The organism is Cetobacterium somerae (assembly GCF_022430525.1).
In the GTDB taxonomy this organism is placed as follows: domain Bacteria; phylum Fusobacteriota; class Fusobacteriia; order Fusobacteriales; family Fusobacteriaceae; genus Cetobacterium_A.
Window position 1 is genome coordinate 338,310 of the sequence record NZ_CP092519.1, and the last position, 23,298, is coordinate 361,607.

Annotated in this window: 13 protein-coding genes and 1 riboswitch; of the genes, 11 read left to right on the forward strand and 2 right to left on the reverse strand. The window is 28.1% G+C overall.

The window, feature by feature from the left end:
* Positions 1–42: 42 nt before the first annotated feature.
* Positions 43–1,164 (reverse strand): replication initiation protein, encoded by a 1,122-nt coding sequence (locus tag MKD34_RS01480; RefSeq protein ID WP_240219416.1) that lies wholly within the window; start codon positions 1,162–1,164, stop codon positions 43–45.
* A gap of 206 nt (positions 1,165–1,370) precedes the next feature.
* Here MKD34_RS01480 and MKD34_RS01485 point away from each other — a divergent pair, with 206 nt between their 5' ends.
* The 3 genes from MKD34_RS01485 (at position 1,371) to MKD34_RS01495 (ending at position 4,768) form a co-directional block, all read left to right on the forward strand.
* Positions 1,371–3,188, forward strand: coding sequence for a PTS fructose transporter subunit IIABC (locus tag MKD34_RS01485; RefSeq protein ID WP_240219417.1), 1,818 nt, complete (start codon positions 1,371–1,373; stop codon positions 3,186–3,188).
* A gap of 76 nt (positions 3,189–3,264) precedes the next feature.
* Positions 3,265–4,218: a PTS fructose transporter subunit IIC gene (locus tag MKD34_RS01490; protein ID WP_240219418.1), complete on the forward strand. Its 954-nt coding sequence runs from the start codon at positions 3,265–3,267 to the stop codon at positions 4,216–4,218.
* Positions 4,211–4,768, forward strand: coding sequence for a GNAT family N-acetyltransferase (locus tag MKD34_RS01495; RefSeq protein WP_240219419.1), 558 nt, complete (start codon positions 4,211–4,213; stop codon positions 4,766–4,768). Before MKD34_RS01490 ends, MKD34_RS01495 begins: the two co-directional genes overlap by 8 nt.
* Here MKD34_RS01495 and MKD34_RS01500 read toward each other — a convergent pair.
* Positions 4,755–6,878, reverse strand: coding sequence for an HD domain-containing phosphohydrolase (locus MKD34_RS01500; protein ID WP_240219420.1), 2,124 nt, complete (start codon positions 6,876–6,878; stop codon positions 4,755–4,757). The genes MKD34_RS01495 and MKD34_RS01500 overlap by 14 nt on opposite strands.
* A gap of 196 nt (positions 6,879–7,074) precedes the next feature.
* A riboswitch (cyclic di-GMP riboswitch) is annotated at positions 7,075–7,150 on the forward strand.
* Positions 7,151–7,272: 122 nt separating this feature from the next.
* Between MKD34_RS01500 and MKD34_RS01505 the strand changes: the two genes are divergently transcribed.
* The 8 genes from MKD34_RS01505 (at position 7,273) to MKD34_RS01540 (ending at position 23,289) form a co-directional block, all read left to right on the forward strand.
* On the forward strand, positions 7,273–7,998 hold the full coding sequence (locus tag MKD34_RS01505; protein WP_240219421.1) for a fimbrial biogenesis chaperone: 726 nt from the start codon (positions 7,273–7,275) through the stop codon (positions 7,996–7,998).
* 67 nt (positions 7,999–8,065) lie between these two features.
* Complete coding sequence (locus MKD34_RS01510; protein WP_240219422.1) at positions 8,066–8,644, forward strand: hypothetical protein; 579 nt, start codon at positions 8,066–8,068, stop codon at positions 8,642–8,644.
* A gap of 79 nt (positions 8,645–8,723) precedes the next feature.
* Positions 8,724–9,452: a COG1470 family protein gene (locus MKD34_RS01515; RefSeq protein ID WP_240219423.1), complete on the forward strand. Its 729-nt coding sequence runs from the start codon at positions 8,724–8,726 to the stop codon at positions 9,450–9,452.
* 18 nt (positions 9,453–9,470) lie between these two features.
* On the forward strand, positions 9,471–12,128 hold the full coding sequence (locus MKD34_RS01520) for a TonB-dependent receptor (protein ID WP_240219424.1): 2,658 nt from the start codon (positions 9,471–9,473) through the stop codon (positions 12,126–12,128).
* Positions 12,085–12,648, forward strand: coding sequence for a hypothetical protein (locus MKD34_RS01525; protein ID WP_240219425.1), 564 nt, complete (start codon positions 12,085–12,087; stop codon positions 12,646–12,648). The genes MKD34_RS01520 and MKD34_RS01525 overlap by 44 nt, the downstream gene beginning before the upstream one ends.
* Before the next feature lie 2 nt (positions 12,649–12,650).
* Positions 12,651–13,196 (forward strand): hypothetical protein, encoded by a 546-nt coding sequence (locus MKD34_RS01530; RefSeq protein ID WP_240219426.1) that lies wholly within the window; start codon positions 12,651–12,653, stop codon positions 13,194–13,196.
* Entirely contained in the window at positions 13,193–19,582 is a 6,390-nt protein-coding gene (locus MKD34_RS01535) for a hypothetical protein (RefSeq protein WP_240219427.1), read from the forward strand. The genes MKD34_RS01530 and MKD34_RS01535 overlap by 4 nt, the downstream gene beginning before the upstream one ends.
* Before the next feature lie 152 nt (positions 19,583–19,734).
* The gene (locus MKD34_RS01540; protein ID WP_240219428.1) at positions 19,735–23,289 is read left to right on the forward strand and encodes a hypothetical protein; all 3,555 of its coding nucleotides are present in this window, start codon (positions 19,735–19,737) and stop codon (positions 23,287–23,289) included.
* Positions 23,290–23,298: the final 9 nt, after the last annotated feature.

Below are 23,298 nucleotides of genomic sequence, written 5' to 3' on the forward strand. Positions count from 1 at the left end.
GAAGCTAGTTTACCTAGCTTCTTTTATTATATCTAAAAAATATTAATTTTGAGTTTGGAAAATTTTGAAACTTCCACGATTTTCAATATATGTTCCAAAGACAATATAATTTTCATCTCTATAAAAGAAAGTATCCCCCTCTTTAAATTCCTTAATATCTTTTAAAAATTTAAAATTTAAAGAGTAATAGAAGTTATAACCAATCATTATATTATAGATTGTCTTAGTAAAAGTTGTTACATCTTTGTATAAAGATACCTTCTCTTTAATAAGTGTATGGTTATTCAGTTGTAAAATCTCTTCAATGTTTTCACCTTTTCTTTTCAAATAGTTTATTAATTCATTATCTGAAAGAGTAAGATTATTTTCTTTTAAGAAAAGAATAGCTCTTTTACACTGAATAAATCCAATATCATTAATAGATGAGTTGATACTTTCCCAAATCTTTTTATAATCTTCAATATTACTTTTGATAAGCTGAATTAAATAGTTAGTTTCAGCACTTTTTTCAATAAGAGAGTTATTTTTTAAAATAAATTCAATAGCAGTAACTTTGTTATTTTTAGATTCTCCTTTTTTTATCTTATTATAAATAAGGGTGTAGTTTGAATAGGAGTTTATATTTTCTACTAAGGGTTTTAATAGTGCTTTTTCAAAATCAAAAAAACGATCATAAGCTTCTTCTTTTACATTAAAGATATTTTTTAGCTCTTCAATACTTAAAACTAGATTTATATTTTCTGAGCTATTTTTTAAAACTAGATTAAAAAAATTATGTGAAGATTTTTGTCTAAAGTAAAAAAAGGTCTTTAAAGATAAAAAACTTTCAATACTATTTTTTTTAAAAGCATTAACTATCATAGGAGGGATGGTTATATAAAAAACATCATCAATTTTGCTAAAGTAACTAATATGAGGAAATTGTGAAAAAGTATTTTTATCATACTCATCAATGAACGAATAAGAGATATATTTAGTCATAAGTCCATTGAGAGCTTCTATAACATCTTGAGAGTCTAATTTTTTAAATTCTTTAGACTCTAAGATAATAGTTTCTTTTAAATCACTGTTTACTTTATTTAATATGTTTAAAAAAATGGTATTTTCAATTTTAGAAGTTCTCGTATTAAAGATAATATTTTGGTTAGAAATTTTAAAACTCAATATATAACCTCCGTTAAAAAAAATTTTTAATTTTTTTTACATATTTTATCATGAAAATAGACGAAACAAAATATAAAAAATAGATAATAAAAAAATAAAAATTATATTATAGACGAAACAAAAATTTAAAAATAGCAAATTTGACAGAAAAAAGTAAAATAATGTATAGTGAGACCATAAGACAAAGAAAATAAGGGAGTGAAAAAATGTTAGAAAAAAAGTATATAAAACTAAAACTAACAGGTAAAACAAAAGATGAGATACTACAAGAGCTTGTAGATGTTTTAGATAATGGTGGGGCATTAGAAAATAAGGATGAGTTTTTAAAAGTTGTAAAGGCTAGAGAGGCTACATCATCAACAGGATTAGAAGAGGGAATTGCAATTCCTCATGGAAAAACAAAGGCAGTGAAAAAACCAGCGGTAGCTTTTGGAAGATCAGAAGGAGTGGACTTTAATTCTTTAGATGGAGAGCCATCAAAACTATTCTTTATGATAGCAGCTCCAGAAGATGCAACAGATTCTCATATAGAAACATTATCGAAGTTAACAAATAAACTTTTAGATGATGAAGTAAGAGAAAAGTTAGAAAATGCTAAAACAGAGGATGAAATTTTAAATATATTAAATGAAGAGAAAAAAGAGACTGTAAAATCTGTAGAATCAAGAGATGGTTATGTGGTTGCTGTAACAGCTTGTCCAGTAGGAATTGCTCATACATACATGGCAGCTGATTCTTTAGTAAATAAAGGTAAAGAGTTAGGAGTAGAGATAAAAGTTGAAACAAATGGAAGCGTTGGAGTTAAAAATGAATTGACAGCTGAAGATATAAAAAGAGCTACAGGAGTTATAGTTGCAGCAGATAAGACAATAGATATGGATAGATTTGCAGGTAAAAAAGTTATTCAAGTTCCAGTAAAACAAGCTATAAGAGCTCCAAAAGAGTTAATTGAAAAGACACTAAATGGAGAGGGAGAAATCTATAAATCTTCTTCTAATGGGAAAAAAGAAGTTCCAAAAAATGAAAAAACTGGAATTTATAAACATCTAATGAATGGTGTTTCTCATATGTTACCATTAGTAGTATGTGGAGGAGTTTTAATAGCTCTTTCAATAGCATTATCAGGAATAAAAGCAGGATCAGGAGCAGATGTAACAAATCCATTCTTTAAATCGATGTTAGATTTAGGAGTTGCAGCATTTGGACTTATGATACCAATTCTTTCAGGGTATATAGCGATGAGTATAGCGGATAGACCAGGACTTGCTCCAGGACTTGTTGGTGGTGCTTTAGCAAATACAGTTGGAGCAGGATTTTTAGGTGGTATGGTTGCCGGTTTCGCTGCAGGATATATAGCTAAATGGGTAAAATCATGGAATGTTCCAGAGGGATTAAAGCCAATTATGCCAATATTTGTAATACCTTTAGTTTCAACATCTTTAGTTGGAGTTATAATGTATTTCATAGGTGCACCTATTAGTGGATTTATGAATATGTTAACAGATGTATTAAAAGGAATGGAAGCAGGATCAGTGTTTTTAGCACTTATTTTAGGATGTATGATTTCTTTTGATATGGGTGGACCAATAAATAAAGTTGCATTCCTATTTGGTTCAGCAATGATAACTCAAGGAGTTCCAACAGTGATGGGACCAATTGCAGTTGCAATTTGTATTCCACCAATTGGTATGGGAATAGCAACAATGATGGCACCTAAGAACTATGAAGTTGGAGAAAGAGAAGCTGGAAAAGCAGCTTTTGCAATGGGATTAATTGGAATCACAGAAGGAGCGATACCATTTGCTGCAGCAGATCCATTTAGAGTTATTCCATCTATAATGGTTGGAAGTGGAGTTGGAGCAGTTATAGCGGCAATAGGAAAAGTTGCGGATCATGCACCTCATGGAGGACCAATAGTATTACCAGTAGTAGACAATAAGTTAATGTTTATTATTGCGATTGTAGTAGGATCTCTGATAAGTGCAATAATGGTAAATATTTTAAAGAAATTTAAGAAACAGTAGTTTAAACTTATTAATATATTGATGAAATAAAACTCCCATGATACTATTTAATAAAAAAGTACGTGGGAGTTTTTTTATGAGAAAAAGGATATTAAAAAGTATAATTCAAGTTATACCAGTATTTATAATTGGTGGAATTTTATCAGTAATATCGTTATATACAGATAATCAATTTTTAAAAGATTTAAGTGGATATAGTTTTTTAATGGCACCACCTCTTTTAGCAGCATACATAGCAAAAGAGATAGCTGGAAGTGTAGGATTTATTCCTGGAATTATTTTAGGATATTTGTCTGGTGCAATTGGTCTTGGAATGTTTGGAGGAATATTAGTTGGGGTAGTTTTAGGGTATTTTATAAATACTTTAAAAAAAATAGAGATATCTATAGAAGTTTCTTCAATAATGTATTTAGTAATAATTCCAATACTTTCAACTCTAGTTGTAGGAATGGGCTTTTATTATATTTTCCAAGGACCAATGAAATTTATATTAGATGAACTTGGGATCTATTTAAATAGTTTAGATGATAAGAATAATGTATTTTTAAATTTTGTTTTAGGTGGACTTATAGGAGTAGATTTAGGAGGACCAATAAATAAAGTGGCATATGTTTATGCTGTAAATACTATTGAGTATGGCAGAGGAGATATAATGGGACCAATAGCAGTGGCTATTTCAACTCCTCCTTTAGCTTTGGGATTATCACAGTTTATATTAAAAAATAGATTTTCTAAAACTGAGAGAGAAGCGGGAGTAATATCTATACTTTTAGGGTTTTTAGGGATTACAGAGGGAGCACTATTATTTTTAACAAGAGATATTTCTGTATTACCAACAACTGTTATTGGAGCAGCAATAGGTGCTGGAGCAGCATCGATATTAGGGGTAAAATCAATAGTACCTCATGGAGGTATTATAATATTACCATTAATAGAAAATAAAATAGGCTTTTTAATAGCATTATCAATAGGTGTAGCATCAACAATATTTATGTTGTATTTTTTAAAAAAAGGGGAGAGCAATGGATAGAAGCGTAGAAAATATACATCTGATTATGACTAAAGAGAATTTAGATTTTAATGAAAAACAACTTCCAGAGGGATATGAGTTTGTAATGTATGAATCAGGAATGATGAATAAATGGATTGAAATTCAACTTTCATCTAAGCATATACTTGAAAGACTTGAAGGAGAAAACTATTTTAAAGATGTATTCTTAAAAAATGAAAATTTTTTAAAAGAAAGTATGATTTTTATTAAGGATAGTAAAGGAGACTTAGTAGGAACAGGGGCTATTTGGGAGGGAAAGTATTTTCCACAAGATAAAAATAAAAGTTATAGATTACATTGGATTGCAGTAGATCCAAAACATGGTGGAAAAGGGTTAGCAAAAGCTATAGTATCAAAACTACTTTCAATATTTAAAGATAAAAAAATGGGAGAGGGATTATATCTCTCCACACAAACATGTAGCTATGTAGCTATAAAAATATATTTAGACTTTGGCTTTAAACCCTATGATTTAGAAAAAAATCAAAAAGGTTGGGATATAGTTTTCAATAAAATTAATGTTCAATAAAAATTTTATTAAATTCTTCATTGTAAGCTAAAAAAATATCAACAAGAGTGGGGTCAAAGTGTTGTCCACGCTCTTTTTTTATTATTTCAACAGCTTCTTCATGAGAAAAACCGTCTTTGTAAACTCTTTTTTGACGCAAAGCATCATAAACATCTGCTATAGCTACAATTCTAGCCTCTAAAGGTATTTCATTTTCTTTTAAACCATAACAGTATCCTTTTCCATTCCATTTTTCATGATGATAGAGAGCTATATTTTCAGCAACAGCTCCAAGTTGCATTTTATCAATAAGTTTTTTTCCTAAAAGAACATGTTTTTTCATTTCTTCAAATTCGTAAGGAGATAGCTTTCCTGGTTTTTTTAAAATTGAATCAGGAATTCCAATTTTACCAATATCGTGAAGTGAAGCATATTCACTAATCTCTTTAATAAATTTTTTATGACATTTTAGCTTTTCAGCTAAAAATTTCGAATAAAAGTTAACTCTTAGGATATGATTTCCAGTATCTTCATCATTTAATTCATTGGCAGCTTCAAAGCTTTCAACTAATGCTCTAGTTATTAAACGCTCTTTCTTAGTAGCAATAGTAGCTTTTCTTAAAAAATAAAAAAGAGTTAGAATAATTATAGAAGACATGGAAAACATAATTATAAAATATTTATAATTAGGAGATAATTTTTTAGGTATAACTAATTCACTATAAAGAATCCTGCTTTCAGATAGATGACTAGGAAAAAGTTTATCTATAAAATCAGCTAAATCAGAATCATTTTTTACTCCAAATCCAACGGGAGTAATTTTATTAAAAAATCCAGCAACTTTTATCTCATTTTCTAAATATTCATTAGAGATAGACATAGATATGATTTTAAAGTCTCCATAAAGATAATCAATCTCTTTATTTAAAAGTGCATTTAAAGCTGATTTTGTACTTTTAAAAAATTTAAAATCGTTCGATGTAATTATTTTTTTTATAGAATTTTTATTTAATTCTTCTGAAGAGATAAATCCAATTTTTTTATTTTTAATATCTGAATAAGAATCGATAAAATTATTATTTGTAAGAGTAAAAGCAGCTAATTGAGATTCATAATATGGAATAAAAAATTTATTTTTTAGATTAAATAAATCTGTGTCAATAGCTTTAATATCATAGTTATCGTTAGGACTTTGGATATAATTGATAGGAATATCAGTTAAATAAGATAATTCTTTAAGGCGATCAATAACATATCCATGATAACTTCCTTTAGATAGATAAAGAAGCGGAACTATTTCATTATTTGTGGGCAGTAAAACTTTAAGTTGCTTGTATCTATGTTTTAATTTATCAATAAGTGGGTCATTTTTTAAAAGTTGTTTATAAAAAATAAGACGTTCTTTTTTTAAGGAATCTACAACATATTTCTCAGAAAAATTAATTTGAAAGTTTTCAATAATATCTTTTAACATGGGATATTTTTTATTTACAACTAACCAAAGTTGTGACGATGGAATATTTTTTAAAGGAATAAAATTATAATTTTTAAAAACATCATTACTACTTTTGCCGATAATAGCATCTATTTTGTTATTTTCTAATGATGAAAAACCAAAATTACCATTATCTTCAATAGATATTAAATTTTTTAAATCTGGATAAAACTCTTTAGTTAATATAGAATCAGAAGTTCCATCAATATGACCAATTTTAAATTTATTTAGATTATTTAAATCTAAAGATTTATTTTTCTTTGTAAATAAACCGACATTATACGTATTATAAGTTGGAATAAAAAAATAATTTTTTTCTCTTTCGGGAGTTTTCGCAACATTAAAAAGAATATCTCCATCTCCATTTTTTAATAAATTTTTCATTTTCATTTTATTAGTTGATTGTATTTTAAATCTTAATCCAGTTTCTTGTTCTAGTTTTTCAAAAAACTCCATATAAACGCCAGCTAATTCACCAGAATTTTTTTGATATAAATAGACATGGTTTGGATGGTATATATCAATTAAAAATATTCTATTTTTATTATTTTTAATCCATAATTTTTCATCTTTTGAAAATTCAAATGGGAATATATTTAAAAAAATGAGAAAAAAAAGAAAAAAAGATTTAATCAATTTAACACCTCCCCTAATTTGAAAAATTATATCATAATAATAAAAAAACTTAAATAATATAGAAAAATATTTTATATTAACAATAAAAAAAGGAACTATAAATATTTTATTGAATTAGAACATATCTAGAAAAATTTTTTTATTTTTTTTAAAAAATTTCTAATTGAAATATAATAAATAAGATGATATATTAGTATTTCAAATACGGCAAACTGTAGGAAACTGCAGGACGCAAAGCTATAGGGCCTCTAAAATGGCAGCCAGTTGCACTTATCTTTTGTAAATTAGATTACAAAGGCTAAGTGTTTTTTTATTACTTTAAATTTTTTAAAAGAAAAGTGTAAAACAAAAAGTATAAAGATTCGAAATTATAAAAAATATAGGGGGGAACAAGATGAGGAAAACTTATCAAATTTTATTAACATTTTTATTAACATTTTCTGTAACATTTTCATTTCATATTGCACCAACGTTTTTCGAAAAACGTATCGATGCCAGTGGAGGGTATCAAGAGTTCATAATGTATAATAACAGCACAAAAACACAAAGATTTAAAGTAAGTACACTTCCAGGAACAGGAACATACGGAGGTCATATGGATAAATGGGTTGAATATAACCCTAAAATAATAACAATTAAACCTAAAAGTCAAAGTGTTTTAAAAGTTTTTGTAAAAGCTCCAAAGGGAACTCCAGAAGGAGAATACTCAACATTTTTAAATTTTAAATCAGTTCCTGTACCAGATATCACAAGAGATGATGGTAAAAGTGTTGCAGCAGCAGCAAGCATAGGACTTAATGTAAATATAGAAGTTATAGGTTATGTTGGTGATTTAAAAGCAAAGTTAGAAATAACTAATTTAAAAGTTACTGAAAATAACGAGGGACAAGCAGTGGTATCTTTTAAAGTTAAAAACAATACTCTTAAAAGAGGAATTTGGTATAACATAGATGTTATGAATGGAAATGAAAGTCATGAGTCAGTGGAAAAAGGTAGAATTGGAATTGGAAAAACAGATGAAATAACTTTAACTATGAAAAATATGAAAAAAAGAGATGTAGTTGGAGTTAGGCTTAGAGATTCTTCAACATATGAGGATATTACTAAGAAAGAACTTTGATATCAAATAAACTTGATATATATGGGAACAAAATAAAAAATAAAAAGAAAATTTAGGAGGTATTAAAATGAAAAAAGTTTTATTCGGAATCATGGCATTATCAATTGCAGCATTTGCAGCAAATCCAGGGACAGATAGCGAAGCATCAGTACCAGTAAAGGTAATAGCTGAGATAATCACTGCACCTACAGGACTTACTATAACTGATGAGGCAGGAACAGTTATTGATGAATTATTATTAGACCACGGAAGAATAGTTAAAGGTGCGGCAACAAGTGATTCAGTAGCATACAAACTATTTAAAGTTCAAAGATTTGATGGAACTAAACCTACAAAAATTGGTGCAGGAACTTTAAATGTAAAATTAGATGAGGCAACAACAACATTAGCAAAAAATGGAACTTCAACTGCAAGCACACTAACATCAGCATTAACTTTAACTGGTGGAGCAACTCAAGTGTCTTCAAAAGAATATACTCATACTACTGGAGCTGATGATACAGAGCACGTAGGAAGAGTAACATCAACTATAGCTAAAACTGAATTATTAAAAACTGGGATAGAAACAGGTATTCACCACAACTCAAGAGAAAGAACTTTAACTGTTGTTTATACACCAGCAAAACCAACAGAAGGAGGAAAATAATTCCTTTAAACTTAGAGAGAAGTCTCTTCTCTCTTTTTTTAAGAGAATTATATATTAAATAAAATACGGGGGCGGTTTTATGAAAAACATTTTTATTCTTTTTTTCCTTTTAACTTTTAATATCTTTGGATATGTAAATATAAATCCTGTTACCTTTGATAGAAAGATTGATGGTAAGGGAGAAGTACAGGAATACACTTTGTATAACCCAACTCAAAATACATTAAAGTATCAACTTTATTTAACAGATGAAAATATAGAAAAATCTATGAAAAATTGGATTGAGATATTCCCTACAACAATTACTTTAAAACCAGGGCGTAGTGGAAAATTTAAAGTCTTTGTAAAAGCTCCAAAAGGCGCTCCAAGGGGTGAGTATTTAGTAACTGTTGGAGTTAAAGAGATAGCATTACCAAAACTTAATTCAACAGATACATCTTCAGTTCAAATTTTAACACACTTAAAAATGGATTTAGCAGGATATATAGGAGATTTAATTCCCAAAATATTTTTAAAAGATTTTTCAGTTACTTTAAATGATAATAACCTTAATTTCCATGGATTAATAGCCAATGTTGGTGAAAGAAGAGGTACATTAGATTTTTACTTAGCTGAAAACAAAGGGAAAAACCCTATTTATGTTGGGAATTTAAGACTTCTAAAAAATGAGAAAATTAAAGCTTCAAAACTAAATCAAAAATTAACAAAACATGATAAAGATTTAATAAAAAATTTTTCTAAATACAATATTTTAATTATTAAAGATTCATTAAGTAAAAAAGTCTTGTATGAGAGAGAGATTAAATAGTTAAAGGAGGTGTTATTCTTGAAGTTAAAATCAGTAATATATCTACTAGCATTTCTATGCTTCTCACTATTAACTCATTCAGCAGAGTTCACTTTAGAGGAGCTAAATGAATTAAAAGGTTTAAATATGATAACAGAAGAGGAGTATCAAATCCTTTTAAATGAGTTAAAGGGTGTTCAAGAAAGAGAAAACTTTTTTAATTTAAAAGTTAATGGAGCAAAAGTTAGTGATGTATACCCAGTTATAGTTCAAGATAATAAAATATACCTTCCTGTTATAAATCTATTTAATACAATAGGCTTTAAAGACTATACAATCCAAAGTGAAATTTTAAAAGCAACTTTAGGAACAGAGGTTAGAGAGATTACACTAAAGCCAAGTGATTCCTATGTTATAGTAGAGCAAAGTGATTTCTTTGTAGAGAGTGAAAAGTTTAAAGAACTATTTTTAAGAGAGTTATACTTAGATCAAGAAAACTCAAGTGTTTCAATGAGACTTAGCTTTGAAACTACAGCAGAGATAGAAGCATATTTAGCTAATGTTAAAGATGGATTAATTGATGCAGAAAACGCTGGAGAACTTATGTTTACAAGTGAGCGTACTCTATTTGATGTGGGATATATGCGTTTTGATTTCCAAGGAGTTTTAAATAAAGCTGGAAAGGATTCTGAAGATAGAAAATTAGAAACTGATTGGACAGGAAATTTAGAATACCAAGGACCACTTTTTTATGGAGAGTTTACAGCAGCTTATGATGTGAGAAATAGTGAACTTGGAAATACAAGTTTATACTATCCTGATATCTATAAAAATCACTCTTTAAAATTAGAAAATAATGGTAGCGGAGGAGCTAGGGAGTGGGCAGCAAGCTTTAAAAAAGAGCGTGGGTATTACATTAAAGGTAAAAACTATGTAATTCGTGAAACTGTTCCTATTGGAAGTAGAGTAGAGCTGTTATACTTGGGATTTCCCATTGAAGTTAAAGACGCTGTAGATGGAACTATAGAGTTTGACAATTCAGAGATTCAAGAGAATAGACGTTACACTTTAAGAGTTTATCAACCAGATGGAAGAATATATACAATAGATATAGATACTGCTGCAAACTATTTTCAACAAAACAAAGGAGAGACAGAGTATGATATCTCTTTCCGTGAAGTGGATCAATATGATAGATACTCAATAAATGCTAATCTATATCACGGTATCACTCAAAATCTAACTTTAGGATTAGGATATGTACATGAACCTGAGGATGTTGGTGATGGACGAATTGAGTATTTAGAGCATATTAGAGGAGAGGTTGTATACAGTAACTATATTTATAGATTCCCATACACTTTAGTTCTTGGAACAGAGCGAGCACTAAATACAAGTGTAGTTAATGAAGAGGGAGTTAGTAACAAAGATAGATATTCGTATGATGGAACATTCCAAATTGATATAAAAGATTTTAGATTTATAATTGATAGAGCACAATATGGAAAATATTTTGATGAAAAATCAGATGAAAGTTACTCTATAACATATAATCCAACAGGAATTTTTCAAATTAACTATGAGTGGAGTAAAACAAAATATAATATAGACCAAGATGATAACAATGATGAAAGTGTTGGTTTAAATATTAGTAAAGGTTGGAAAGATTTTCTACTTTCTCTAGATTACAATAAGTCCTTAAATCAAGAGGATAGTTATGAAGTTAATATGTATTACAATGGATTTAAAAAGTATAACGTACAACTTACAAACTACTGGTTAGAGGATGGAAAGGATTTAGAAACAACTTTAAGATTAACAAATAAAAATATCTTTAGTATATTTGATTACTCCCTAGAGTTTGGCTATTCAGATTCATACAAAGAAAAATTTACATTTAGATTCACTTTAGATTATGATAACTGGTTTAGAAGTGAAGTTAACTTTGATGAAAGTGGTGCTCAAAGATACTCTGCTGGTATAAATAGAGTTGTGGATTTGAAAAATATTAGAAAGCCACTGGAAAGCATTGATAGCACTAGAGTTAAAGTTATAACTTTCCTAGATAAAAATGATAACGGAATTATGGACGCTGATGAGGAAAGAGTAGACTATGTAGCTGTAAAAATTGGAGACCAAGAGATAGATACTGATGAAAATGGAGAAGCTATGTTCTTTGGAGTTCCTAATAAAATAGTTTATGATATGAAACCAACAATTAGAAAACCATCATATACAATTGGAGATACAAAGATAAAAATACTAGGACAACAAGTTGGAACAGTTACGGCACATATTCCTATAAAACCAATGGTTACTATAGTTGGAGAGATTCAAGTAGATAAAAATTTAAATTTGAAAGATAAAGAAAAAGAGGCTTTATTTGAAAATATACTTATTAAAGTTTTAGATGAAAAAGGCAAGTTAATAGAGTATTTAAATCCAGAAAGTGATGGAACATTTGAAGTTAGTGGGTTATATGCTAGAAAATATATGTTACAAATTGAATATATAGGTGTGGATAATAAAGCCAGAAAGATCGCTGAGAATGTAGTGTTGGGGTACTATGATGATAGAGAGAACAGGTTTATTATCCACTTAGATAAAGAAAGATTAACACTTAAGCAGATATTCTTAAGTGAAGGAGGAAAGTATGAAAAAGTTATTAGTTCTAATACTAGTCCTTCTAAGTTGTAATATATTGGCAAGTGAGTTGGTTCATATACCAACTACCTTGCCTCTTTTACCAGAGGATTATGAAAACCAGCCAAATCTTTTGCCAGCGATTCCTCTTATTCCAGCTTTACCTAGTGAAGAGTCTACAATAGATGGAACTGGAGAAGAGGTAAAATGGAAGTTAGAAGATTCATATACAATACATTTAGATACAAAAGTTAAAGCAGTTGTACCTTTAGAAATTATAACAGATGTTGATATAAAGGCACTTATTATAGATGATGAGCAAGTTACAATACCATTTGAACTAGAGATGAATAAAGAACCTGATAAGCAAAATTTCTATGTTTTAAATTATAGTGAAACTGAGATAGACATAGATGGAGATGGTACTTTAGACACGTTTATATATGCACCAAAATATATTAACAAAAAGCTAGTTACTGATAACTATCTATTTATAGATGGTAAAAATATATCTCGTGAGGGTGTACATAAGAAAAAAGTTTATATAACTGTTGAATTAAATGAGAGGAGATAGTCATGAGAAAAAATATAGTTTTGATAGTCTTTATGACTATCTTTTCAATGAGTTTTAGTGAGATAAAAGTAAAAATAGTTGAGCCACTTAGATTTCGAGATATAAATCACACAGAGGTTGGACCTAACCAAGTTGTAGCAGTATCTCATGTGGAAATCTATACAACTGATAAAGAAAAAGATTTAGGAAAGAGAATAACTTTTAAATTTCCGAATTTTGTTAATATGACGAATAGAAAAAAGTGGGTAAAAGTTGAAAGAGTTGGAATGGATCGAAAACAAAATGAGATAATACTTGAAAATGAGAGGGAGTTAGTTAAGTTTTATGCTATTTTAGATAGACGTGAACTTGATAAAGGTGAAAGTATTGAGGTTATAGAGGGAGAGTATGTTGGGCAATTACCAATAGTTATGGGAGTGTACTCATTGGTAAATGCAAATACAAAACCAGTAGAACCAATACCAAATCCTGAAGGGGAAAATAGACCACAGATATTACCTATATTTCCAGATGAAATACCAAATGAAAACAAAGGGGGAGAGCTATGAGTAAAAAGTTAAAGAGTTTTCACAAGCTCTTTTTTATAATATTTTTTTCTTTTTTATTCTCTTCAATTGTTGAAAGTGGAAACACACCTGATCTTCCAGATAGAATAGCACCAGAGCTAGAAAAAATAGAGGCACTTCCTAGAAGGACAAAGCCAGCTGAGTTAAATATAGAAGTTACAAAGATAAAAAGTGAACCTTTAGAAGATGTATATATAGATAGGAAAAATAAAAATATATACGTAGACTTTTCTAAAAAAAGAGAGCAAGCTCTTAAAGGAGTTAAAGATACTGAAGATTTAGAAAAAAAATATAATTTAATAGTGAGCGAAAGTGTTCAAGGTGATAGTGAAGTAAATGGAAGAAGTAAAATCAAAAATAAAAGTAATTCACAAGTTATGAGTTATGAAGTAGTTGAATATCAAGGAAAAAAAGTTTTGAAAATACCATATGAAAATGAACCAGAGAAATTTTATATATCAGTTCAGGAAAACGGAAGTGGAAAGCTTATAAAAGTATACGGGGTGGATATTGAAAAAGCTCGCAATGTAGAAAAGCAAGTTATTGAAAGAAAAGAAGCAACAGTTACATATTTGAATGGATATCATAGAGAATGGATAACACTTAATAGCAATGGAAGTATAAATGGTAATGGAGTAGAATTAACTAAAGAGAACTTTACATCTGGAAATATAACAGGATTTAATTATGGATGTACATCAATTAAACATAATCATAATATTTTAGTAGGTATAGAGAATAATACACCTGTTCAAATACCTGAAAGTTTGGGAGCAAATTATAGCGATAGATATATATCAATTGGAGAAATGCAAATATTTATGAGAATTTCATGTAATGGGGATTATATACAATTTTATATAAGTAAATTACCAACGAATAAAAAAACTTACAAACTTAAAATCCTTTATACAAATACAACTGGTCAAATAAAAGAGCACACCCTAAATCTAACTGAAGGTTATCTTGAACAATTGATGACAATTACAAATTCGTTGAGTGATATTATAATACAAGATGTTGAAAATATTACACAAGATATTTATACTTTTGGCAATGTGAGTTTAGAACAAACTAGTCAAACAGTTCTATACGATCAAGCATTTCCTGTAATAGGATTAGGTCCTGAATTAGAAATAAATAGAGATGGATGGAGAGCTGAAACTTATAATCCTAACGAAAAAAGAACCATTTCTATTATAGATAGTTTTAAAGATGGAAATAACAATATTTTAAATGCAAATTTATATTTTACAGATATAAATCCAAATGGTGGCACTTTATTAGAGAGGTCGACACAAGTAGGAAAAAAAGAGATAACAGCAATGGGTAGTCATAAGCTTAATACTAAAGAGAAAATAGGTGGAAATCTTGTTGCAGAAATAAATTTGGATGAACTAAAAACTATTCTTAGTAATTTTAGAAGTGTCAATTCAACGGAACTTACACTTTCATCTTCAAAACCAGTGGGAGAACAACTAACTTTTGCAGGCGGACAATATACCTATAGTTATACTTGGGGTAAATATTTATACTATTATTTAGCTAATCAACCTAAAGTATTTAAAAAAAGTGTAAAATATCCAAATATAAAAATAGTAAAGCCACAAATAACTGAAAACTCGCAATTAGAAATCAATAAGACTCTTAATACAAATAATTATATAGTCTTTAATGCTAATGGTATAAATCCAGAAGTAGGAGTAGTTTGTCCGATACCTGGAACTAGAAGTTTGAAGTCTTTACATTTTAATGGGACATATACTTTAAATAATGGTAATAAAATAGATATTGACGCTACAGGAAACTCAGTGATAAATACAATAAATATTTTTAATGGATTGAACACTTTAAATTTAGAAATTAAATATGAAGGCAGATATCCTAAGATAAAAATATTAAATAAACCTATGGCAGGAATTTATAAATTAAACATAAAACATTATGAACCAAGTGGATTAGAAAGATTAAACTACAATTTAGATATAGTTATTAAAGAAAATTTTACTAAAGAAAGATTAGCAACAATAACTTATTTAAAGGGATATGATAGATTAATGTTAGATAAACAAGGATTTGAAAAAATTAATTTTGATACATGGGGAAACCCAAATGTAAATACAAGTACCAATGAATATATAAAAGTTGATATAGATGGAGAATTTATATCAGGATTAACTGGGGGTAGTACTGTAAAAATAAAAAATAAAAATGGAGAATTAATAAAAGAAGTTAGTGGTATTGAAAAAGAGATAGACTTAGGAGAGGTGAAACTATTTTTTAGTAATCAGGGGTTCTTTAGTTTACAAATGAAAACAGTAGAAAATCAAAAAATATTTGAATACATAATTGAACATTATAATAATAACGAATTGGAGTTAAAAGATAAATTAAATATAAAATCTATTCAAGAAAACGTTATTGATAGAGAAGCTACGTTAAATTATAAAGAGGGATATGACCACTATTTTGTAAAAAAAGTAGACATAGACTCTCAAGGACAAATTACACCAGGGATACCAGTAGAATTAATAAGAGATAACTTTCCTAGTGGGTTTATAACAGGTTTAAATACGTCTCCTGCAAATGATTATGAGATAAAAGTGAAAATAATAAGATTGAATTTAGATGGGACTGATTATATCCCAAGAGAAGAGAAAGTAGGAGGAATAGAAGAATCTCTAATAATGAATGATTTTGATTTAACAGTGGGAAAAAATGGTATGTCTGTTATAGTTAAGAACTTAAATAATTCTAATAGTTATAAATATAGAATAGAACAGTATATAGAAGTTGGTGGAATAAGAGTATTAAAAAATAAAGATATTTTGAATATAAGAAGTAAAAATATAAATAAGGAGTTTGAAGTAACATGGAATATGAAAGATATAATTATTATTCCAGATCCAAATGGAGATCCAAATAAAACAAAAATTGAATATCCAGATAATTGGGTAAAAATAACTCAATTAGTAGATGATAAGAAAAAATTTCCAATAATTGGAATTAATCAAGTTTTAGGAGAAATGCAAAATATTTGGAGTCTAGAAACACAAACTCCTTTAAATCCAATTAACCATAAACCTTTTGCAAGTTTAGCTATTACTTCATCAAATGGAAGTAATATAAAAGTTCCTATAAATATAAGAGAAACACCATTTCAAAAAGCAGAAAAATTTTTAGTTTATGATCGTGGAGATATGACAAATAGAAATACAGCTGTTGGAGCGTACACACCTTTAAATTCTTTAAATATTTCACCTTTAAATAATGAAGTCCAAGTAGATTTTGAAATGATTTTTGAAAATATTCCAACAAGTCAAATGGAAGCTATATTAAAGTATGCAAAAGAAAAATTTGAACAAGGACAAACTAAAGTAGAAATACCATACTTAGATTCTAAAAATTTTCATAAAATATTAGCTATAAGAGGTCTACAAGAAAGTACTGAGTCAAATCAAATTAAGTATAGAGTAAATAATAGTAATATTTTAACTTATGGAATTATAGATTTTCCAAAAATCTATGTAATTAAAGATGAAAATATGATAGAGAGTAATACAGCTACATTGAATTTTAAAAATCCAGTACCTAAATCAAATAGAGATATATCAGGAACATTTGATATAAAAAATGGAACTATAGAACCAAATAATTTGCCAGAATATAATCATCCTAGTTCTTTAATTGTTGAAGGATTGACATCTTCTTGGCATGGAGTTGCAAATATTCCAGAATATCATAAAATAAAAATATATTCAGGAACAGATATAGGAGAGGGGATAACTCCAGAAGCGGAGTTTATGACGACAGAAAATGGAGAAATAAAAGGAGTTCATACAATAAAAACAAAAAATAATAAATATGTTTTTATGAAAGGTAAAAATACATCATTAGCTGTTGGAGTTTTAGAATGGAATTTTATGGAAGTATTGGAAGAAGTTATAACTTTAGTACATTATAATAATGTGGGAAGAATAATTGCAAAAGATACCTATAAAATGAATATAGAAGAGTTTTTACCTAAAAAATATTTAGATGTTACAAACTCTACTCTTATAAATAAAATAGATGTAAATAAAACTTTAAAGGTAACAGTTGATGCAAGACAAGATTTTATAGAGTTAGGAAGTCTTAAATTGGAAAATTATCAAAAGGACATAACAAAAACAGTAGAAGATACAAAAGGAATAAAAATAGAGGCTTTATCAAAGGAAATAACTTTATCAACAACTTCAGATAATGTATTTTTAAAAGGTAATTTAAAGTATGATAATGGAAATAAAGATATATCAAATCCCAATGAGAGCGCTAACTTAAGATTTGTATTATCTCAAGAATCTATAGATAATATAGAAAATTTGATAGGAAAAACATTTTCGTTAATGACTCCCCTAGAATTAATAAAAATTAGTGGTGGGAAAAAAAATGAGGTCCTTTTAAATAATCTAATCATAACTTTAAGTAATGCTCAAAGTGGAAATTTATCAAGTATGACTTATATATCAACAGTTACAAATTTAAAAGTTAAAGATATAGATAGTGTAATTGCTACTAATAAAACTAAATTTGATTTAGATGGACAAATGACTTTAAGGCAAATTAATAGTGGACAAGGAAATTCAGTTCCAGCAATAGCTATTGGTAATTATACTGTATGGAAATTTGGAGTTGATGGAATAGCAAAAAGAGATAGAAGTAATTCTAGAACGAATAGAACAGAGTTAAAAGTTCAATATGAAATAGTTGGAAGTAATCCAGTGAAAAAGATAGAAGTTTTTCCAGAATTAACTAAATCAAAAACAAAAGCAACTCAAGATAATTTAAACTATAATAGGCCAATAAAATTATATATAGAGAAAAATTCTGATGATAAAATTTTAACAGCAGTATCATATGCTGAGTACAGAGATACTATGAGTGAAAGAATAACAACAGGTTTAACTTTAAATATTCCGATAGAACAATTAAAAGTCATAAAAAATGAATTAAAAAATATAAAAGGAGATATTATAGAAATAAAGCCGATAGGAGAAAATGCTAAAATAGCATATATTCATGGAAGAGATATTGGAGGAAGTGGAGTTTCAACCAATGGAAATACATTATCATTACCTACAGATACAAATATTACGAGTAGATATATAGAGGAGTTACTTCCAAGTATATTCGTAGATAAAGAAAAATTAAATAAAAATTTAGAGATTAATCTTTTACCAACATATCCTTTAAAAGATGAACAAGAAAAAATTATTTTTAAAAGTACAGAACCTCCATTTTATTCAGCTGGGAAAGTAATAATAAATCCTACTAATGATAATAGAGTAATAGAAGGATTAAATTATCAACATAAAATCAAATTAACTTTACCAGGAGGTGAAATAAAGGAATATACTACTTCACTTGATGGATCGATAACTATAAAAGAGATTATAGAAAAAAATGCTAAAAGTATAACTTTAAATATAGATTATAAATCAGGAAATGAAGTGCATGTTTGGGTGACAAATAGAAATGGAATACAATATTATGATTTAGTTTTACAGCATATAGATCCTTCTGGAGATATTAGAAGAACAACAAATCTTAGAATTAATTCTGGATTAGAAGGTTCGACTTCAATAAAGCAAGGTGAGGTGGACTTAACTATTAGTTCAAGATATAATCCAATAGATGGTCAATTAAATAGTGAACCTATTTTAATAACTAAAGATGGAATAAAGTATCAAACAGAGGTTCTAGATTTAAAGCTTTTAAATGGTGATTATCCTGTTGAACTAAAAGTTGGACAAAAGGCGTATATACGAAGTACAGAGATCTTGGAAAATAATTATACAACAATTACTTTAGGTAAAGGAACTAAAATTAAAGCAAAAAGGGAAGCTAATGGAGATTTGAAAATTAAACCTATCTATTGGAATTATAATGTAGAAGACGAGTTTGTATTAGAATATAAAACAGAAGATACATTGACTAATCAATATAAGTTTAATGTAAAATGTCCTGAGTTCTTTATAGCATCATCTGGAGTTTTAGATTTTGGAAAGTTATATAAATTTGGAAGCCCCCAAGATAAAACAGTTACAACAAATATAGATCTACATTATAATACGAATGTAATTGCTGAATATTCTTTGGATATTTCTCAAGGAAAGTTAAATATAGGAGCTGAAATTTTTGAAAATTATCTATACTTAGATGATAATAAAACTTTATTAGTTAAAGATTTATTTTTAGGAGAAGAATTAGGAAAAGAAACTACAAAAAGAATACTTCCTTTAACGGGGACAATCCATGGTCCAAGTATTCTAAAAGCATCAGAGGGAAAATATGAAAAAACTATACAAATTTTAATTCATTTAAAATAGAATAATAATAAAAAAATAGTACTATAGAATAAGTGGAAATGTTCTATTAGTACTTTTTTTATTTTTTTATAAAACTTTTTTTAATAAAAAGGAACGAAAAGAAAACGGTTGAAGAAACATTTAAATAAAAAAATTAAAGAGGGGTGAAGTTAATGAGAGATAAAAGATACTTAAAAAAGATATTATTTTTATCAGCTTTTCTTATTGTAGTACGGAGTGTTTACACAGAAGAAAAGGTGGATAACCAAATTATTTTAAAAGAAATTTCCACAAATACTGATGTTCAAGTTGATTTAGATAAACCATACGAAGAACAAAATTTAATCACACCAGGTAAAATAATTTTAAAAAATAACGGGGGATATATTTATTCCATAGTCGATCCAATTCCAAGAGAACCCAAGCTTTCAATAAAAGCAAATAAAAAACAAAATATAGACTCTGAGAGAGTCGAGTTTTTTATGTATACAAATTATCAAGAGATTATAAAAAAATGGGAGATATTGGTTTATGATGAAGAAGATATTCATAAACTTGATCCAATAACAAAATTAGAAGGAACAGAAATTATTTTAAATAAACCCATAGTTTTTGAATATTCTAAAGAGAAAATAAAAGAGGGAGATAAGTATTTTTATACTTTAAAAGTTTATGATAAAGATGGTCGTTTTGATCAAACAGATATTTATCCATTAGAGTTTGTATCTCCTATTAATTCAAATAAAAGTGTAGATATAGCAAATAGTATTTATGGAGACGATGGAGTAGTTACAAGAAATATTCAACTTAAAGGCTCTAAAGTAAGAGTTTATGGAAAAGACTTGCAAGGAGTTCAGAAGTTATCTATAAATAGTCAGCCGGTAAATTTAGATTATAAGGGAGATTTTGCATATGAATATTATACTGACATGATAGGAGATTTAAATTTGCCTGTCTTAATGACAGATATAGAGGGAAATGAATATAACTATGGAATGGATATATATCTTCCATCAAGTTATAGTTTTGCAGTAGGAATAGCTGATTTATTTGTAGGTAAAAATTATGTCTCTGGTAGTGATGCAATTCTTCAAGATAACTATAAATATGATGAAAACGTATTTTCTTCTGGTAGATTAGCTTTTTATTATAAGAAAGTATGGGAAGATTATAGATTAACAGCTCAAGCGGACACTTGGGAACAAGAGACTAAATATTTATTTAAAGGATTCTCTAAAAGAAGACCAAGAGATTTATTCGAAAAATTAGAAAGAGATGATATTGAATTTAATTTAGGAGACGAGTCAACGTATTATAAAGATACTGATACTGCAGGTAAGTTTTATGTGAAATTAGAAAAACAAAAGTCTAGTATTTTATGGGGAAGCTTTAATACTGGATTTACAGGTAATTATTATGCAGACTATGATAGAAGTTTGTATGGTCTTCAAGGTTTATATAACAGTAATCAATCCACCAAATTTGGAGATACAAGGACTCAAGCAAATATTTTTGTAAGTGAACCAGAGACACTTTTTACAAGAGATGAATTTAGAGGAACAGGAGGAAGTGTTTATTTTTTAAGTTTTCAAGATATAGTTACGGGTAGTGCTAAAGTGAAGGTTCAAGTAACTGATGGAAGGACAGGTAGAATTTTAAGAGAGATAGTTTTACAAGATGGAAGAGATTATGATGTAAATGAACTTCAAGGTAGAGTTATTTTAAAGAATCCTTTACCATCGATAATTGCTACAACAGAAGGAGGAGTAATAAAGGATGAACCTTATTACGGAGATAATGTAAATTTAGTTGTAGATTATGAATTTTATTCTGGAGATACAGACTTTGCAAAAACAACTTACGGAGTTAGAGGGAAATCGTGGATAACAGATAATGTTGCAATTGGAGGAACATTAGTATCAGAATCTAGGGGAGATGAGTTACAAGACTATGAATTACAAGGTGTAGATGTAACTTTAAGAAAAACAGATAATACATTTATGAGATTTGAATATGCTCATTCGAAAGGAACTCAAGCTTTAGTGAATAATTTTTCTTTTAATGGTGGTTATGATTCGTTTTTAGATAGAGATAAATATGAAGAGATTATAAGTAATCCTATGAAATATTTTAACAATATATCAGGAGATGCATACTCTGTATCAGGAGAAATAGCTTTTAAAGATTTTAGTAGAAAATTTGATGATAGAGATAGTGGAACTTTTTGGTATAACAGAAAAGATAAAGGATTTTCAACAGCGGGCTTCTCAAATAGTAGCGAACACGATGATTATGGATTTACAAGTAAGTTTCAATTGACAGATAAATGGGATATTGGATTTGGAGCAAATAAGTTTAAAGAAAACGATTCAGATTTGTATACAGGATACCCAATATCACTAGAAGAAGATAGAATAAATACAACTATAGGATATCAATACACAGAAAAATTAAAGTTATCCGCTGAAATTGAATATTTAAAAAATAAAGAAAATGGGGTAGAAGACTTAGATAATCTTAAGGAAGAAGCAGTATTAGCAGGAGTTAGAGCGGATTATGAGTTTCAGCCTAACAGAACAATATATGGAATAGTTCAAACTGCAATCTGGGATGAAAATTATGGAGCAAATAATATTTATACTTTAGGGACAGATTTAAGAGTAACAGATAAATTTAAATTAAATGCAGAAGGTAGTACAGGAAACAAAGGTAATGGTGTTGAAATATTAGGAACATATGACTTTACTCCAGAGCATAGTCTTTATATGGGATATGCATTAGATGATAATGATGACTTTGGATCAAATTATGGCCAAGAACATACATTCACAATTGGACAGAAATTCTTGTATGATGAAAAGACATCTATGTATCATGAAAATCAATTTTTAAAAGACAATGTTGGGAAAGGTGTTCTACAATCTTATGGAGTAGATTATACATATTCTGAAGATATGACAATTGGAGCATTAATTCAAGATGGTGATTTAGAAACTTATGATGGAAATTTATCAAGAACGTCTGTAAGTCTTTATAGTAGATATTATAAGAGAGATTTTATGATAAAAAATAAACTTGAATTTGGAAAAGATAGAGGTGCAGGAATGTCAGCTGATAGATGGGCTACGATAAATAGAGGAAAGTTAATATTAAGTGATGAATATACTTTATTTGGAGAATTTAACTATTTATATAGAGATGCAAAAATAGAAAAAGATGACAGATCAATTGAAACAGGATTGGGATTAGGATATAGACCTATTTGGAATGATAGATTAAATCTTATAGGAAAGTATGAATATGTACAAAATATTGGGGTTAATAATCAATTCAATGCAACAAATGATACTAAAGCTCATATCTTATCTTTAGAAGGAATATATGAATTAACTCAAAGGCTTGATATTGGTGGGAAATATGCATTCCGTACAGAAGAACTTCGTGCAGGTAGAGGAGAGGGTGATTGGTTTAATTCGAAACTGGATTTATATGCAGTTAGATTAAATTATGAGGTTATTAAAAGTTGGTATGCTTTTGGAGAATATCATCTATTAAGAGATATAGAGGATAATTCATATGAACATGGTGCAATTTTAGGAGTTTATAAAGAAGTTCAACAGAATTTGAAAGTTGGAGTAGGATATAACTTTACTAAATTCGATGATGATTTAAGTGACTTAGACTATAATGCTAAAGGTTGGTTTATTAACATTATAGGTAAATTCTAAAGAGGGAGG